This is a genomic window from Parafrankia sp. EAN1pec, from assembly GCF_000018005.1.
GTDB classification, from domain to species: domain Bacteria; phylum Actinomycetota; class Actinomycetes; order Frankiales; family Frankiaceae; genus Parafrankia; species Parafrankia soli.
Map to the genome: position 1 here is coordinate 4,155,150 of NC_009921.1, position 14,998 is coordinate 4,170,147.

Sequence of the window (14,998 nt, forward strand, 5' to 3'; positions counted from 1 at the left end):
CAGACACAGCCACGACCAGCGCGCGCGAGACCGCGTCCGCACGTGACCTACGGTCCGCGCATGACCCGTCGTCCGTGCCCGGCGCCGCGTCCGCGGCGTCCGACGACGACCGTCGGTTCCGCGACGCGATGGCCTCGTTCCCCAGCGGTGTCACGATCGTGACGACCGCCGACGACACCGGTCGGTGGTGGGGCTTCACGGCGAGCTCGTTCTGCTCGGTGTCCATGAATCCGCCGCTCGTCCTTGTCTGTCTCGCGACGTCCGCCCAGTGCCACCCCGCGTTCGAGGCGGCGCGGCGGTTCATCGTGCACGTGATGCCCCCGGAACACGCCGACCTCGCGGTGCGGTTCGCGACGCGCGGCGCGGACAAGTTCGCGGACGCGGGCTTCCACCCCGACGAACGCGGCCTCCCCGTGCTCGACCGGGCGTGCGTGACGCTGGACTGTGCCGCCCACACGATCCAACCGGCGGGTGACCACTCGATCCTGCTCGGCCGGGTCGAGCGGACCCAGGTCGGCGAGGACCGTCCCGCCGTCTACTTCCGCCGCCGGTTCCACCTGCTCGGGGACGCCACCTGAGCCACTTGACGGCGCGGCTGTTCTGCTCTTCTGATATACGCTGGTCGGCGTGGCGACGCCCGGATACCTCGGCCCGCGCGACGGTATGCCCGGCTCGGATGAATGGGCGGGGGCTGGAGCGGGCCCGGCGGCGGTAGCCGACGCCGGGCAGGGCCGGCCCCGCCGGCTCCGGCTGGGCGCCACCGCCCGGGACAGAGTGGCCGACGTGCTCCGCGACGAGATCATGAGTGGCCGCCTCGGCCCGGGGGCCCGCATCGACCTGGACGAGACCGCCGCGTGGCTGGGCACGAGCCGCACCCCCGTCCGCGAGGCGTGCCTGGCGCTCCAGTTCGAGGGCCTGGTCCGCGTCGCCCCCCGCAGCGGGGTGACGGTGATCGGCCTGCGCCGGCGCGACGTCGAGGACAACTTCGCCCTCATCGCCATGCTCTCCGGCGCGGCCGCGGCCTGGGCCGCGGAACGGATCTCCGAAGCCCACCTGGCCGAGCTCCGGCACCTGGCGGCCGACGTCCGATCGGCGGTCGAGACCGGCGGCGACCTGCGGACGGCGAACTTCCTGTTCCACCGGGCCGTCAACCAGGCCAGCGACTCGGTGCGTCTGATCGCGCTCATCCGCCAGACCGGGCGGATCATCCCGTGGTCGTTCTTCGACCTCGTCCCGGAGCAGGTGGGCTGCGCCCTGCGCGAGCACGACGACATCGTCGACGCCATCGCCGCCCACAACGGTGCCCGCGCGCGCCGGGTGTCGGAGGAGCATGTGGTCAGCGCCGGCCGGCTCCTCGTCGCCCGGGTGTTCGGCCCCGGGCCGGCCGGGGCCGGATCGACAGCCGCCGGTCCAGCGGCGGGCGCCGGCGCCGGCGGCTGACGGGCGATCGCAGCCCTCGCCGCACATCAGATCCGGCCTGGGATCTTGGGGACCCGCTTCCACGCGGCCGGTCCGTTCAGGGGCGGACACCGCTGCTGACCGACGCGGTGAAGCTGCTGGCGGGCCGTGCCAGGCCCAGGTTCTCGCGCAGGGTCGAGCCGGTGTAGCGGGAGCGGAACAGTCCGCGGCGGCGCAGCTCGGGCACCACCAGCCGGACGAAGTCCTCGAACGCGCCGGGGAAGTGGGTGGCCGCGAGGACGAAACCGTCGCAGGAGTAGGTCTCGAACCAGTCCTGCATCTGGTCGGCGATCTGTGTGCCGGTGCCGACGAAGCGCGGGCCCTGCAGCAGGGTGGCGCGGTGGTTCGCCAGCGTCCGCAGTGTCATCTTGCCGCCGCCGAGGTGCTTCTTCACGCCCTGGACGAGGCCGCGGATGCCGGAGACGGAGTTGATGAGCTCGTCGGTGATCTCGTCGTCGAGTGAGTAACCCGAGAAGTCGTGGTTGGTGAGCTCGGAGAGTAGCGTCAGCGACGCCATCGGGTGGACGAGCTCGTCGCGGAAGATGTTCTCCTTCTCCCTGGCGATCGTCTCGGTCTCGCCGACGATGACGTACGCCATCGGGAGCATCCGGACGGCGTCGGCGGACCGGCCCTCGGCTGTGACGAGTTCCTTCTGGCTGCGGTAGTGCTCGGCGGCGACGCTCTGACTCGGGTCGGCGGTGAAGATCAGGTCGGCCCACCTGGCGGCGAACTGCTGGCCGCGGCCCGACTGGCCGGCCTGGATGATGGGCAGCCGGCCCTGCGGCGGGCGCGGGACGGTGAGGGGTCCCTGCACGTGGAAGTACTTGCCGTGGTGGTCGAGTTCGTGGACCTTGCCCGGGTCGGCGAAGACGCCGGACTCCCGGTCCATCACCAGGGCGTCGTCCTCCCAGGAGTCCCAGAGCCGGGTGACGACGTCGATGAACTCCTCGGCGCGGTCGTAGCGCTCGTCGTGACCGAGGTGTTGGTCGACCCCGAAGTTGCGGGCCTCGGAGTCGTTCACCGAGGTGACGACGTTCCAGGCCGCCCGCCCGCCGCTGAGGTGGTCCAGCGTCGCGAAGGTCCGCGCGACGTGGAACGGCGGGTAGTACGTCGTGGAGTAGGTCGCTCCGAGGCCCAGGTGCGACGTCGCGGCCGCGGCGGCGCCCAGCACCGCGGTCAGATCGAGCTTGACCGGGCGGGCGCCGTAGCGGACGGCGTCGGCGGGAGACGCGTTGTAGATCGACGGCATCGCCAGGCGGTCGTCGAAGAACATCAGGTCGAACGTGCCCTCCTCGAGCACCCGCGCTATCCGCTGGTAGTAGCGGAGGTCGAGGAAGTCGTGCGCCGAGCTCGGGTACCGCCACGACCCCGAGTACACCGACACGTTCGAAGCCTGCATGAACGCGACCAGGGTGAGCTGGTCCTCGCGCCTTGGCGACACGGATGCCCCTCTCGCGGTTGATATATCAGGTTCTCGCCATTAGACGCTTGGTGCGCGGCGAGGTCAACCGGATCGGAGCAGTGTGGTCAGGCGGGAGCGCTCGGTGGCGGTAGGCCGGCACCGGCGACCGGGAGGTCGATCCCGGAGGCGGCGAGGAGGTCGACGACGGTCTTCCTGGCCGCCGCCTGCTCGACCATGCTGGTGAAGAAGGTGAACAGCCCGGCCAGCACTGGGCCAGCTCCCGGAACTGCTGGCCGGCATCAGCTCCGAACACACCGACACCCGTCCATCGGGCACCGGTGGGTAGCCGTGTCGGCTACGCATGGTCGACGCGGGCCTGTTCGGCAGGAAGTCCGGGCACGGCTTCCACCCCTCTCTATCCCGGTTCGGCGGACAACTCGGAAGAAGGAGTGAACGCATGATCGACCACAAGGTCCGCGTGTATCGGAGCGCCGAGCGGCTGGCCCGCGAGGACCAGCTCGCCTGGAAGATCGCCGCGGTCGCCACCGACCCGGTCGAGGTCACCGCCGACGTGACCGACATGGTGATCAACCGGGTCATCGACAACGCCGGGGTGGCCGCCGCGTCGCTGACCCGAAAGCCGGTGGCCGCCGCCCGCGACCAGGCGCTGCGGCACATCCCCGCCCCCGGGCGTGACGGCGCTACCGTGTTCGGCACGCCGGCCGGCGTCCGCGTCTCCCCGGAGTGGGCAGCCTGGGCGAACGGCGTCGCCGTGCGCGAGCTGGACTTCCACGACACCTACCTGGCGGCGGACTACTCCCACCCCGGGGACAACATCCCGCCGGTGCTGGCCGTCGCCCAGCATCTGGGGCTGGACGGTGCCGCCCTGCTGCGCGGGATCGCCACCGGCTACGAGATCCAGGTCGCGCTCGTCCGTGGGATCTGCCTGCACCGGCACAAGATCGACCACATCGCGCACCTCGGCCCGTCCGCCGCCGCCGGCATCGGCGCCCTGCTCGGCCTGCCGACCGAGACCGTCCACCAGGCTGTCGGACAGGCCCTGCACACGACCACAACAACCCGGCAGTCACGCAAGGGCGAGATCTCGAGCTGGAAGGCGTACGCACCGGCGTTCGCCGGCAAGCTCGCCGTCGAGGCGGTGGACCGGGCCATGCGCGGTGAGGGCGCGCCGTCACCGGCCTACGAGGGTGAGGACGGGTTCATCGCCTGGCTGCTCGACGGGCCCGGCGGGCAGTACGTCGTCTCGCTGCCCGCGGCCGGGGAGGCCAAGCGGGGGATCCTCGAGACCTACACCAAGGAGCACTCCGCCGAGTACCAGAGCCAGGCGCTGATCGACCTGGCCCGCCGCCTCGGCCCGCGGATCGGGGACTTTGCCCGAGTCCGCTCCATTGCGATCCACACCAGCCATCACACCCACTACGTGATCGGCTCCGGGGCGAACGACCCGCAGAAGTACGACCCGAAGGCCAGCAGGGAGACCCTCGACCACTCGATTCCCTACATCTTCGCGGTCGCGTTGCAGGACGGCGACTGGCACCACGAGCGCTCCTACGCCCCCGAGCGGGCGACGCGGCCGGACACCGTCGCCCTCTGGCGGAAGATCACCACGCTGGAGGACAAGGAGTGGACGCGGCGTTACCACGCCACCGACCCCGCCGAGAAGGCGTTCGGTGGCCGGGTCGTCGTCGAGCTCGACGACGACACCGTGCTCACCGACGAGATCGCCGTCGCCGACGCGCATCCGCTCGGCGCCCGTCCGTTCGGCCGGGACGAGTACGTCGGCAAGTTCCGCCGCCTCGCCGAGGGCGTCATCCCCGGCCCCGAGCAGGACAGGTTCCTCGACACCGCCGCCCGCCTGCCCGAACTGACCCCGGACGAACTCGCCGGCCTCACCCTCACTCCCGAGCCCGCACTCACCACCGGGAGCACCCAGGGGATCTTCTGACCGCCCCGCCCCGCCCCGCGACAGCAGGCGGCCGGTGCCCGGTGCCCGGTGCCCGGCGGCCGAATCCGCCGGATTTCGGAAAGGAACCCGCAGTGCTGCACGCGAAGAAGCCGGCCCATTCCCGTCGCGCCGCGTTCCGGGAGGCGCTGCGTTCCGGTCGCCTGCTGCGTTTCCCTGGCGCGTTCAACCCGCTGACCGCTGTTCTCATCACCGAGCTCGGCTTCGACGGCGTCTACGTCTCCGGTGCGGTGCTCTCCGCCGATCTCGCCCTGCCCGACATCGGTCTGACCACGTTGACCGAGGTCGCCGGGCGGGCCGGACAGATCGCCCGGGTCACCGACCTGCCGGCCCTCGTGGACGCCGACACTGGCTTCGGCGAGCCGATGAACGTCGCCCGCACCATCCAGATCCTCGAGGACGCCGGGCTCGCCGGCTGCCACCTCGAGGACCAGGTCAACCCGAAGCGGTGCGGTCATCTCGATGGCAAGTCCGTGGTGGGCACCGAGGAGATGGTCCGCCGGATCCACGCCGCGGTCACCGCCCGCCGTGACGACAACTTCGTCATCTGCGCCCGCACCGACGCCCGCGCCGGCGAGGGCCTGGACGCCGCCACCGAGCGCGCCCGCGCCTACGCCGACGCCGGCGCGGACATGATCTTCCCGGAGGCGATGGCCGACCTCGCCGAGTTCGAGGCGATGCGCAGCGCGGTCGACGTGCCGATCCTGGCGAACATGACCGAGTTCGGGAAAAGCGAGCTTCTCACCACCGCGGCGCTGGAATCCGCCGGCGTGAACCTCGTCATCTACCCGGTCACCCTGCTGCGCCTCGCGATGGGCGCCGTCGAGGACGGGCTGCGCCAGCTCCTGGCGGACGGCACACAGGCCGGTCTCGTCGACCGGATGCAGACCCGCTCCCGCCTCTACGAGCTCCTCGACTATTCCGCCTACAACACCTTCGACACCAACACCTTCAACTTCCGGATCTGAACATTCCGGTCTTCTCCCTGGAAGGACGTCTGCCATAGCCACCGTCGAATCCTCGGTGCGCAAGGCTCTGGCCGGGCGCGGAGGAGCGCAGCGTCCGCTCGGCGCCCGCCGCCTCGCCGGCTGACCCCGCTGGCCGGCCGCGCGCGGGAGGCAACGGCCGACCAGCGAGTGTGCCCGGTGGCTAGGTCTGCGGCGCCTGCTTCACGGCGGCGTAGCGGGCGGCGACGTCGGCCCAGTTGACGATGTCCCACAGGGCGGTCACGTAGTCGGCCTTGACGTTCTTGTACTGCAGGTACCAGGCGTGCTCCCAGGCGTCGAAGGCGAGCAGCGTGGTGTTGCCGATGCCGACGTTGCTCTGGTGGTCGTAGACCTGCTCGACGAGGAGGCGGTCGGAGAGCTGGTCGTAGGCGAGGATGCCCCAGCCGGAGCCCTGGACGGTGGTGGTGACGGCGGTGAGCTGTGCCTTGAAGGCGTCGAAGGAGCCGAAGGACTCGGTGATGGCGTCGCCGAGGGCGCCGTCGGGCTTGTCGCCGCCGTCGGGGGAGAGGTTCTGCCAGTAGATGCTGTGCAGGATGTGCCCGGAGACGTTGAACGCGAGGGTCTTCTCCAGGCCGACGATGGCGGCGAAGTCGCCCTTCTCGCGGGCGTCGGCGAGTTTGTCCAGGGTGGTGTTGGCCCCGGCGACGTAGGTCGCGTGGTGCTTGTCGTGGTGCAGTTCGAGGATCTGGCCGCTGATCGACGGTTCGAGGGCGGCGTAGTCGTACTGCAGGTCCGGCAACGTGTACACGGCCACGTGGGGCTCCTTCGCTGTGCGGTGGATGTCCGGCGGCGCGGACGGGTCAGACGGGATCGGTGACGTAGGCGTTCCGGATCGCGGCGAGGAGGTCGCGCGGCCCGGTGTCGGCTCCGGAGCGGTCCGCGAGGTGGTCGAGGGTGATCCCGCACAGGGTCGCGAGACCGAGGACGAGCTCCGCCATCGCCGCCGCGGGGTCGGCGCGGTCGGCTCCGTCCGCCATCACGCGCTGGACGGTGGTCCAGAAGAACGCGGGGTCGGTGGCGGAGTCGGTGTAGGCGGTCATGATCTCGATTGCTACCGGCAGGCATGCCGCCGGGCCGTCAGGGACGCTCCCCATAGATCCTGCTCCCCTCGATCGGCCAGCGACTGAACAGTAGTTGCAACTCTTATGCAGCTGCAAACTTGGTGCTTAGTCGGGGTGCGGGTCTCGACGCGAACCCGCCGGTGTGTCCCGAAGACGGCTCCCGCCCGAAGCCGATGACCGTCGAGTGGGCCAGCTACGCGCAGAGCCTCACCGGCAAGCCCGTCAAGGGCATGCTCACCGGCCCGGTCACCATGCTGGCCTGGTCGTTCGTCCGCGACGACCAGCCGCGGGGCGACACCGCGCGGCAGGTCGCGCTCGCCCTGCGCGACGAGGTCGCCGGCATCGAGGTCGCCGGCATCGGGGTGATCCAGGTCGACGAGCCCGCCCTGCGCGAGACCCTGCCGCTCACCGCGGGTGCCCTCGGTGGAGGAGGTCACCGGGCACCTGGGCGTCGCCACCGGCGCCTTCCCGGCCCGGCGGCTGTGGGTCAACCCGGACTGCAGGCTCAAGACCCGTGGGTACCCCGAGGTCCGGGCGACCCTCACCAACCTGGTCGCCGCGGCCCGCCAGGTGAGAACACAGCTCTGAGTCTCGCCCGCGGGGTGGGGGGGTGTGCCGACCCCACACCCCGCGGTGAGCCGACTCCCCTCGGGCCCGGCCCTGTGAGGCTCGTCAGCCGGCGGTTTCGAGACCGGTGTGGAATCGCAGCAGTCGGGCCCTGTGCTCGCCGAGGACCGGGCGGGTGCGTTCGATCAGGCTGTCGAGCTCGGCGGCGCGGTCGCGGCTCGGCGCGTGGTACGTGGTGGCGGCTTCGTTGTCGAGCCACGCTGTCAGGTCGGCCCGTGCGCTGGCACGCAGCCGTTCGCCGGCGTCGTCGAGCAGGCGCAGGTTGACGGCCATCCGCTGCCAGGCGTCTTCCCTGGTGGTCAGCAGCCGGTAGCCGGCGAACCGCACATGCGGGGCGTTGCCCGCGGCGAGCAGCGCCTCCAGCACCGGCCGCTCAACGGCGCCGGGCTCACGGCGCAGAGTCGTCACCGCCTGGCGGGTGACCGCGGCGGAGTCGTCGCGCAGCATCGGCACCAGCTCGACCGGCCGCGTGACGCCGAGGCGACGCAGCGCCCGGATCGCCTCCACCCGGGCGCGGGCACGCGGATGCGACAGCCACCGGGCGACGACGTCGGCGTCGTCCGCCGCGCCGGTCTCCCCGAGCCCCGCGATCGCCCCCGGTTCCGGAGCCTGGGCTGTGGCGAGCCGGCGGTAGTGCTCGGCCGGGTCCGAACCGGCGCGGCGCAGCGCCGCCTGGGCGGTTTCGCGCACGAGTGGATGCCGATCGGGTAGCGCCGCCTCGGCCACGTGCTCTTCGTCGCAGACTCCGCCGCCGAGGCGGAGCAGCGCTGGCATCACCTCGGCGAGCAGGCGCGCTTTGACTAGGCCCGGCCCCAGCCCCGGGGCCGGGTCCGGCCAGATCCACTCGGGCACCCCGGTTCACCTGGTCCTCAACCGGTTCGACGACGAGTTCGGCAACTACGCGCGCTACACCCCGCCGGGCTGCCGTCTGGTGCACATCACGACCCCCGGCGGTCTGGCGGCCGTCGACGGCAGCCGGTTCGGGCGTCCGGCGGACGCCGACGAGCCGCTGGAGATCGCCATCGTGCCCGACACCCGGTTCGAGACCGTCCTACCGGTGGCGGAGGACCTGGCGGCCCGGTGGGGCCCGTTCGCCGGCGTCGCCGGCCTGTCGGAGTACGACCTGACCACCGCCGCCCGTCTGCGCGAACACCTGGATGTCCCCGGCTGCCGGCCCGCCTTCGTTCACCGTTTCCGGGACAAGTCGACGATGAAGGCGGCGGTCGCCGACGCCGTCCCGGCCCGTCGCCGCCGCCGGATGACATGCGCACCATGACACCGGACGACCACGACGACGAGGGACGCGGGGGGCCGCTGCGGACCTACTTCGTGCTGCGCGCGGTGGGGGCGCTGGCGAACCAGCTGCTGCAGTTCGCCGTCCCCGTGCTGGTCTACCAGGAGACGGGAAGTGCGGCCTGGTCCGGGGTCGCGCTGTTCGTGGAGTGACTCTTCCGACGGTTGGAGCCGTCGGCTTCTCAGGCCGCTTCGGTGGCCTGACGGGCCAGCCCGGCCCGAAGGATGTTGACCGCCGCGTTCACGTCGGCGTGCGCGGCATGCCCGCACGCGACGCAGGTGAACGCGGCCTGTGTTCTGCGGTTGTCGGCGTGGCAGTGCCCGCAGACCGCGCAGGTGCGGGAGGTGTTGGCGGGGTTGACCTCGACGACCACCCGTCCGGCACTTTCAGCCTTGGCACGCAGCACAGCGAGGAACACCCCCCATCCCGCGTCGAGAACGCTTCTGTTCAGCCCGGACTTCGCCGCCTGCCCGTTCGCCACGAACACTCCGGGCCGGTCGGGGTCGGGTCTCGGCGCGGCCCGGCGAGTCATGTTCACGACCCGCAACGCTTCCACAGCGATCAGATCATGGTCGCGGACAAGATCGCGGGCGACCGTGTGCGCGAGGTCGAGGCGCTGCCGGCGAACCCTGCCGTGCAGCGCGGCGACCTTCGCGACGGCCTTCCGGCGCCGGGTCGACCCCCGCTTCTTACGGGCCAGTTCCCGTTGCGCACGCGCGAGCCGACCGGCCGCCGCGGCGAGAAAACGCGGGTTACCGACCTGACGGCCATCAGAGAGGGTCACCAGCGACGCCACACCCACATCCACCCCCACCACCACCCCGGTGGCAGGCAGCGGCCGCGCGGGCACGTCGTCGCAGGAGAGGACCACATACCAGCGGCGGCCTTCCCGCCGCACCGAGACCGTCTTGACCGTGCCCGCCACCGGCCGATGCTGGTGAACCTTGACGTGACCGACACCTTGAAGCCGAACCCGGGTCCGGGTGGGATGCTCGGGCTGGGAGTTCCACCGGCAGCCGTCCCCGTCCTTCGGCCACTCGACCGTGTCGAACCGGCCCGCGCCCTTGAACCGCGGGTAGCCGGGGGTCTGGCCTGCCCTGACGCGGCGAAAGAAGCCGGCGAACGCCTTGTCGAGCCGGCGCAGGGTGGCCTGCTGGGAGGAGAACGACCAGCGCCCCTGATCCGGGTCGCAGGCGCGGATCTCCTTGAGCTGCGCGGACTGGTCGCCGTAGCGAACCGTCACCCTCGACGGATGCCGGTAGGCGTCGCGTCGTTCCTGCAACGCGGCGTTGTACAGCGCCCGATGGTCATCGAGCATCGCCGTCAGCGCGGCGGCCTGCCGCATGGTCGGGCGCAGCAGGAACCTGAACGCCCGCCTCGCCGGGCCCGCTCCGTACGCCACGGCCGCTCGTACCGGGTGTCGATGTACCGGCGGACGGCCTCGGTGGACACCGTGCCGACGGCGGCGGCGGCGACGTACGACCGCGACCGCAGGGCCGACAACCAGAACCGCAGATACCCGAACCCCTCACATAGCACCCGGGACGTCAACCCCGTGAGCTGGTCGGCGAAGACAACGGGAAGTGCCTCAGGTGAACCTTCACGAACAGGCACACAGGGGCGGGCATGACCCCCAGCGCAACGACCGTCCACTCATGTTCGGTGCACTTCCGCCGGACCAGCTCGTCACAACGGTCACCGACAGGACCAGCAAGTACGGGGCGGCGGAACTTCGGGCACCACACCCTGCGATACCCACGGCCGTAGACGCCACCCACACCCACCACCCCCCGAACCATGATCCGAACATACCGGCGACGTACACCCATGGTCACGGTCCGTGCCCGATTCCCCTGACGCCTGAAGGCGCCAGCCCCCTCGGGAAATCTTGATGGCTGCCCCGGCTGACCTCCCTGCCCCTGGCCGGCCCGCTGGTCGACCGTTTCTCGCTCCGGCGGGTCTACGTCGTCAGCGACGGGGTGCGGTGCGCGGCGGCCTGGCTCGTCGCACTGCTCGTCACGGTCGACCCGTCAGCGGCACGGACCAGCCTGATCGTGCTGGCCCTGATCGCCGGGGCGTCGTTCGAACAGTCGTTCGTCGCCGGCGAGAAAGCCATGCTGGTGCTGGTCGTCCCGGCGCGGATGCAGCGGGCGCAGTCGCTGCTCGGCGGGATCGACCAGGCCATGCTGCTGGCCGGGCCGGATGTCGTCGGCGACGCGGCCGCCCCCGCGACGACGCTGCGTCTCGCCGACCTGCGGTCCGATCTCGCCGCCGGCGTCCGGCGGGTCTTCGGCTCGCCGGTGCTGCGGCTCGTCGTGGCCGTCGCCTTCACGGTGAACCTGGCCCTCGGCCTGCTGCTGGCCAGCGGCCCCGCGCTCGTCCAGATCTCCCACGGGCGCAGCGGCAGTGCCCTCGGCGTCGTCTACCTGCTCGGCGGCCTCGGCTCGATGGCCGTACTCGCGGTGACCAGCCGGGTGATCGACCGGATGGGGCTGGTCGCGGTCGGCGTGGCCTCGGCCCTGCTCTCCCTCGCCGCGTGCACGGCGCTGGGTGTGGCACCGGGGTTCGGCTGGTTCGTGGTGCTGGCCGTCACCTTCCTGACGGCCGAAAGCGTCTTCACCGTGTTCATCCGCGTGGTGCGGGCCCGCCTGGTCCCGGAGGCGGAGTTCGGCCGTGTCGTCGGCGTGATCGTGCTGTTGAACCTGGCCTCGATGCCCCTGGCCGGTCTGCTGGTGGCCGCCGGCGCGGGGTTCCTGCCGCTTCCGTGGCTCGTCACCGCCAGCGGGGGCGCCGCTCTGGTCGTCGGCGCGGGCCTGCTGCGGCGGCTGTGGCGGCTCATGCCACAGACCCGGACCTCGGAGGCGGCCGCGGACCGTCGCTGGGTGATCCACGCCCTCGAAACCGTCGACCTCGAAACCGTCGCTCTTGAAACGGCCGTCGCCGACGGAACCGTCCTCGACAAGGCCGTCCGTGCACCCCAGCGGGAGACCACGTGAGTATCACGCACCCCCACACCGGTTTCCGGCCCCGGGCGGACGTCGCCGTCCCCGTCCGGTTCGTGGTCGGCTCGGCCCGGGACACCCCGCTGCGCGTGGTTTTCCGGCGGGCCCGCCCGGAGGACCTGGTGGACGTCCACCCGATCTCCGACCCCCAGGCCGTCGAACCGTCCGCTGTCGTGCCTTCCGCCGTCGGACGGATTCCCGTCCGGCGCGACCCTGGTGACGTCGCCGACGCGGCGGAGTTCCACGTCCTGACGGTGGACGACGTGGTGATGGCGACCGTGGGCCTGCGACCACTGACCCCGAGAACGACAGGAACGGCGGGAACGGCGGAGCTGCACGACCTCTGGGTGGCGCGCGGCTGGCGGCAGCGCGGATTCGGTCGGCTGCTGCTGGCCTGCGCCCTCACCCAGGCCGCGGCGGCCGGCTTCGACCAGGTCGTCCTGCTGCCCCGGACAGCAGCCGGATGGTTTCACCGCCACGGCTTCACCCCGGTGGGCCGCGACGCCCTCCCCGCGGACCACCGGGCGTTCGTCGACGAGTCCCACGGCCCGGGTCTCCTCGGTCACGGCAGCGAACCCGGCCATCCCGTGGACCTGCTGTCCCGGCTGTCAGACCTGCGGGTGACGTTCACCCGCTCGGGCCGGGAACTGCGCTGGGATCCGGCGGAGGACACGATTCTCCTGCTCGCCGACTCGGCCGGTGTCCAGCTCGACTCGATGTGCTGGAGCGGGGTGTGCGGCACCTGCCGGTCCACGCTGGTGTCCGGGACGGTCCACTACCTCTCGGAACCTATGTGCGACCTGGCCGAGGGGGAGATCCTCCCCTGCGTCACGGCCCCGGTCACCGACATCGTCCTCGACGCCTGACCGGGCCCGGCCCGTCCAATGCGTCGTGGGGTTGGGGTCAGCCGGCCAGGGCTCAGCCGGCCTGTGCGTGAAGGGCCAGCAGGATGGTCGCGGCGAGGGCGGCGGCGGCGGGCTTCGCCGAGGCCTCCGCCCACAGCGGCCACCACGGCCACCGGAGCGGTGGCGGTTCAGGGTCGAAGTGGGCGTCGGCGCCGGCGGTGAGCGTCGCGGTGGCGAGGGCCACGGCCAGGAACAGCAGGGCGGGGCCAAGTCCCGCGGTGCACAGGACGACGAGGGTGGGCACGGGAGTGAGCCAGAGAACGCGCTCGCTGGCCCTGGTGGGCAGCGGATGATCGGCGCGGCTCGCCCCGGCGGGCAGCGTGCGGGCTCGCAGTCCGCGCACGGGCGGTGGGCTACCCAACGCCCACAGCCCCAGCCGGTGACGTTCCACGACGACGACGCCGTGTTCCTCGGCGTAGACGCGGGCGGGATCGGTCAGCCGCCCCGAGGTGACGATCACGGCGGTGGTCGGGGGTGTGTGGTAGCGGTCGAGGAGGTGGCTGCGGAACCGTCTGATGAGGTTCGGGCTGATGGTCGTCTCGCCGGTGTGGCGGTGGCACGCCACCGCGATCCGTTCGCCGGCGGAGGTGGTGGCGAGGACGTCGAGGCCATGTCTCCCCCCAAGGGGGATGACCTCCGCGTCGACACAGCCGTCCCTGGTGAGCAGCGTGGCGACGAAACGGCTCAGCTCCGGGCTGGACTTGTCGTCGATGCCGGCGAGTGCCTCGTTGTGGCGTTCACGCTGACGTCTCTCGAAGGAGGCGCGGGCCAGGCCCGCGCGCCGGCCGAGAACGAGTACGGCGACCAGGAGCAGCGGCAGCCAGCCGACGAGAACCACGGCGGTGCCGAGCACGACGGTGAACAGCAGTGGCTGCCACAAGTCGTCCCAGGGTGCCGCGAGCTCAAGGCGCTCCCTGAACACCTGTAATTTTTTGTTGTTTATGTGTTGATTATTGCCTTGGGTTGGACTGCCCGCCGGCCAATCCGGGACTCCTGAGCGTCGTGTGGCTACACATCCGAACTTTCCGCAGGTGAGAGACGGTCACCTTCACTGTCGCCAGCCCGACGGGTCGTGAGCGTTGTGTGACCCTCCGCGCCTCTGGTGAGATGCGGACGACGACAGTCAGGAGGGTGCCGTGGACGAGCAGGGTGCCGGTTCGGCGGAGGATCTCGCGGGGTACTTCCTCTCCGGGGAGGGCCTGCGCGATGTGGGGGAGCCCCCGCACGACCACGGCCACGACCACGGGCCCGGGGACGGCACGTCGACGAGCACGCGGGAGTTCGACTACCAGGGCCATCAGGTGAAGATCGAGACCACCTACCGGATCACGATCGACGGCCGGCCGCTCGCCGGCCACGTCGAGGTGCTGCCCTCCGGAGCGGTCCACTACCACCGCTTCCCGCAGTACGCGCCCAGCTCCGCCGTCGACGTGGTGAAGACCGTCATCGACACCCTCTGGGAGAAACCACCCGTCCGCGACGAACTCGCGGACACCGACGGACCCGGCCAGCCGGACCACGAGCACCACGAGCACACGGGGCACACTGGAAGCGATCATGGAGACCATCGGTGACCGCCGTCCGGACAAACATTCTTCAGGACCCCACCGCGGCGCTACCTCGCCGCGGCCGCCGACCTGAGCAGTGAGCTAACGTCGGTCACCGCGCGCTCGGCGGGCCAGGTCCTCGCCCGGGTGATCCCGGGGTTCCGGATGCGCGGCATCGAGCAGCCCCTGTCGGTGTGGGACCTGTTCGTCATCTGGCACTGGGCCGCGATGCAGCTGGGCACCTCCTCCGATGCCACGATGCGCAACCGGGCCCACGGCGGCCCGGTGTTCCTGCCCTGGCACCGGATGTACCTGCTCCGGATGGAACAGCAACTCCAACGCCACAGCGGCGACCCTGACACCACCCTGCCCTACTGGGACTGGGTGACCGACGGCGGCGATCTCCCGACCACCGTGCAGCGCACCCAGCGCCTGTGGAGCGACACCCTCCTGGGCAGGTCTCCGACGTGCGGGCCGCGCTGGACAACGACGACTACGACAGCGCCCCGTGGGACGCATCCCCCTCCCTCGTCACCCACCGCAACCTCGTCAAGGGCTGGGTGAACGGGCCGCAGCTCCACAGCCGCGTGCACGTCTGGGTCGGCGGTGACATGCTGCCCGGCATCTCCCCGAACGACCCGGTCTTCTTCTTCAACCACTGCAACGTGGACCGCATCTGGGAGTCCTGGTTGACGTCCTCCCTCGCGTGAA

General features: G+C 71.4%; 19 protein-coding genes and 1 pseudogene. 12 read left to right on the forward strand and 8 right to left on the reverse strand.

Going from position 1 to position 14,998, the window contains the following annotated elements; genetic code table 11:
- Positions 1–128: 128 nt before the first annotated feature.
- Together FRANEAN1_RS16890 and FRANEAN1_RS16895 are read left to right on the forward strand one after the other, a co-directional pair.
- Complete coding sequence (locus FRANEAN1_RS16890) at positions 129–578, forward strand: flavin reductase family protein (RefSeq protein WP_157473332.1); 450 nt, start codon at positions 129–131, stop codon at positions 576–578.
- Between the two features lie 49 nt (positions 579–627).
- Positions 628–1,440: a GntR family transcriptional regulator gene (locus tag FRANEAN1_RS16895; protein WP_020461033.1), complete on the forward strand. Its 813-nt coding sequence runs from the start codon at positions 628–630 to the stop codon at positions 1,438–1,440.
- Positions 1,441–1,516: 76 nt separating this feature from the next.
- On the opposite strand, the gene FRANEAN1_RS16900 is transcribed toward FRANEAN1_RS16895, so the two are convergent.
- Both FRANEAN1_RS16900 and FRANEAN1_RS41165 read right to left on the reverse strand, forming a co-directional pair.
- Positions 1,517–2,899 (reverse strand): LLM class flavin-dependent oxidoreductase, encoded by a 1,383-nt coding sequence (locus FRANEAN1_RS16900; protein WP_020461034.1) that lies wholly within the window; start codon positions 2,897–2,899, stop codon positions 1,517–1,519.
- A gap of 86 nt (positions 2,900–2,985) precedes the next feature.
- Complete coding sequence (locus tag FRANEAN1_RS41165) at positions 2,986–3,129, reverse strand: hypothetical protein (protein WP_347177171.1); 144 nt, start codon at positions 3,127–3,129, stop codon at positions 2,986–2,988.
- 188 nt (positions 3,130–3,317) lie between these two features.
- Between FRANEAN1_RS41165 and FRANEAN1_RS16905 the strand changes: the two genes are divergently transcribed.
- Positions 3,318–4,826 (forward strand): MmgE/PrpD family protein, encoded by a 1,509-nt coding sequence (locus tag FRANEAN1_RS16905; protein ID WP_020461035.1) that lies wholly within the window; start codon positions 3,318–3,320, stop codon positions 4,824–4,826.
- 92 nt (positions 4,827–4,918) lie between these two features.
- Positions 4,919–5,812: a methylisocitrate lyase gene (gene prpB / locus FRANEAN1_RS16910; protein WP_041254290.1), complete on the forward strand. Its 894-nt coding sequence runs from the start codon at positions 4,919–4,921 to the stop codon at positions 5,810–5,812.
- 181 nt (positions 5,813–5,993) lie between these two features.
- Here prpB and FRANEAN1_RS16915 read toward each other — a convergent pair whose 3' ends face one another.
- Positions 5,994–6,605 carry a superoxide dismutase gene (locus FRANEAN1_RS16915; RefSeq protein ID WP_020461037.1) on the reverse strand — a complete coding sequence of 204 codons (612 nt, stop codon included), beginning with the start codon at positions 6,603–6,605 and terminating at the stop codon, positions 5,994–5,996.
- 46 nt (positions 6,606–6,651) lie between these two features.
- The gene (locus FRANEAN1_RS16920) at positions 6,652–6,891 is read right to left on the reverse strand and encodes a hypothetical protein (protein WP_347177238.1); all 240 of its coding nucleotides are present in this window, start codon (positions 6,889–6,891) and stop codon (positions 6,652–6,654) included.
- Between the two features lie 179 nt (positions 6,892–7,070).
- Between FRANEAN1_RS16920 and FRANEAN1_RS39040 the strand changes: the two are divergent.
- A pseudogene (locus FRANEAN1_RS39040) lies at positions 7,071–7,500 on the forward strand (hypothetical protein); the annotation flags it as partial.
- Positions 7,501–7,584: 84 nt separating this feature from the next.
- On the opposite strand, the gene FRANEAN1_RS16935 reads toward FRANEAN1_RS39040, so the two are convergent.
- Positions 7,585–8,313, reverse strand: a complete 729-nt coding sequence (locus FRANEAN1_RS16935) for a hypothetical protein (RefSeq protein WP_020461040.1) — start codon at positions 8,311–8,313, stop codon at positions 7,585–7,587.
- A gap of 22 nt (positions 8,314–8,335) precedes the next feature.
- Here FRANEAN1_RS16935 and FRANEAN1_RS16940 point away from each other — a divergent pair, with 22 nt between their 5' ends.
- Together FRANEAN1_RS16940 and FRANEAN1_RS41170 are read left to right on the forward strand one after the other, a co-directional pair.
- Positions 8,336–8,815, forward strand: coding sequence for a hypothetical protein (locus FRANEAN1_RS16940; RefSeq protein ID WP_020461041.1), 480 nt, complete (start codon positions 8,336–8,338; stop codon positions 8,813–8,815).
- On the forward strand, positions 8,812–8,985 hold the full coding sequence (locus tag FRANEAN1_RS41170; RefSeq protein WP_198145533.1) for a hypothetical protein: 174 nt from the start codon (positions 8,812–8,814) through the stop codon (positions 8,983–8,985). Before FRANEAN1_RS16940 ends, FRANEAN1_RS41170 begins: the two co-directional genes overlap by 4 nt.
- 29 nt (positions 8,986–9,014) lie before the next feature.
- Here the strand turns inward: FRANEAN1_RS41170 and FRANEAN1_RS16945 are convergent, their stop codons facing one another.
- Together FRANEAN1_RS16945 and FRANEAN1_RS43545 are read right to left on the reverse strand one after the other, a co-directional pair.
- Entirely contained in the window at positions 9,015–10,235 is a 1,221-nt protein-coding gene (locus tag FRANEAN1_RS16945; RefSeq protein WP_020461042.1) for an RNA-guided endonuclease TnpB family protein, read from the reverse strand.
- A gap of 145 nt (positions 10,236–10,380) precedes the next feature.
- Positions 10,381–10,662, reverse strand: a complete 282-nt coding sequence (locus FRANEAN1_RS43545) for a transposase (RefSeq protein WP_347177172.1) — start codon at positions 10,660–10,662, stop codon at positions 10,381–10,383.
- A 150-nt stretch (positions 10,663–10,812) separates the two neighbouring features.
- On the opposite strand from FRANEAN1_RS43545, the gene FRANEAN1_RS16950 reads away from it, so the two are divergent.
- Together FRANEAN1_RS16950 and FRANEAN1_RS16955 are read left to right on the forward strand one after the other, a co-directional pair.
- Entirely contained in the window at positions 10,813–11,829 is a 1,017-nt protein-coding gene (locus FRANEAN1_RS16950; protein WP_020461044.1) for a hypothetical protein, read from the forward strand.
- Complete coding sequence (locus tag FRANEAN1_RS16955; protein WP_020461045.1) at positions 11,826–12,701, forward strand: GNAT family N-acetyltransferase; 876 nt, start codon at positions 11,826–11,828, stop codon at positions 12,699–12,701. Before FRANEAN1_RS16950 ends, FRANEAN1_RS16955 begins: the two co-directional genes overlap by 4 nt.
- A 52-nt stretch (positions 12,702–12,753) precedes the next feature.
- On the opposite strand, the gene FRANEAN1_RS37185 is transcribed toward FRANEAN1_RS16955, so the two are convergent.
- Positions 12,754–13,662 (reverse strand): restriction endonuclease, encoded by a 909-nt coding sequence (locus tag FRANEAN1_RS37185; protein ID WP_198145534.1) that lies wholly within the window; start codon positions 13,660–13,662, stop codon positions 12,754–12,756.
- Between the two features lie 214 nt (positions 13,663–13,876).
- Between FRANEAN1_RS37185 and FRANEAN1_RS16965 the strand changes: the two genes are divergently transcribed.
- From FRANEAN1_RS16965 to FRANEAN1_RS43555, 3 genes are all read left to right on the forward strand, one after another.
- The gene (locus FRANEAN1_RS16965; protein ID WP_020461047.1) at positions 13,877–14,314 is read left to right on the forward strand and encodes a hypothetical protein; all 438 of its coding nucleotides are present in this window, start codon (positions 13,877–13,879) and stop codon (positions 14,312–14,314) included.
- Between the two features lie 201 nt (positions 14,315–14,515).
- Entirely contained in the window at positions 14,516–14,851 is a 336-nt protein-coding gene (locus tag FRANEAN1_RS43550; RefSeq protein ID WP_347177239.1) for a tyrosinase family protein, read from the forward strand.
- Positions 14,755–14,997 (forward strand): tyrosinase family protein, encoded by a 243-nt coding sequence (locus FRANEAN1_RS43555; protein WP_049795691.1) that lies wholly within the window; start codon positions 14,755–14,757, stop codon positions 14,995–14,997. The genes FRANEAN1_RS43550 and FRANEAN1_RS43555 overlap by 97 nt, the downstream gene beginning before the upstream one ends.
- Position 14,998 lies beyond the last annotated feature (1 nt).

What these genes read in the sequence shown, in the direction of transcription:
- FRANEAN1_RS16890 (WP_157473332.1), top strand. Translation starts at nt 129, where the DNA reads ATGGCCTCGTTCCCCAGCGGTGTCACGATCGTGACGACCGCCGACGAC.
- FRANEAN1_RS16905 (WP_020461035.1), top strand. Translation starts at nt 3,318, where the DNA reads ATGATCGACCACAAGGTCCGCGTGTATCGGAGCGCCGAGCGGCTGGCC.
- FRANEAN1_RS16920 (WP_347177238.1), bottom strand. Translation starts at nt 6,891, where the DNA reads ATGACCGCCTACACCGACTCCGCCACCGACCCCGCGTTCTTCTGGACC.
- FRANEAN1_RS16935 (WP_020461040.1), bottom strand. Translation starts at nt 8,313, where the DNA reads ATGCCAGCGCTGCTCCGCCTCGGCGGCGGAGTCTGCGACGAAGAGCAC.
- FRANEAN1_RS41170 (WP_198145533.1), top strand. Translation starts at nt 8,812, where the DNA reads ATGACACCGGACGACCACGACGACGAGGGACGCGGGGGGCCGCTGCGG.
- FRANEAN1_RS43545 (WP_347177172.1), bottom strand. Translation starts at nt 10,662, where the DNA reads ATGGGTGTACGTCGCCGGTATGTTCGGATCATGGTTCGGGGGGTGGTG.
- FRANEAN1_RS43550 (WP_347177239.1), top strand. Translation starts at nt 14,516, where the DNA reads ATGCAGCTGGGCACCTCCTCCGATGCCACGATGCGCAACCGGGCCCAC.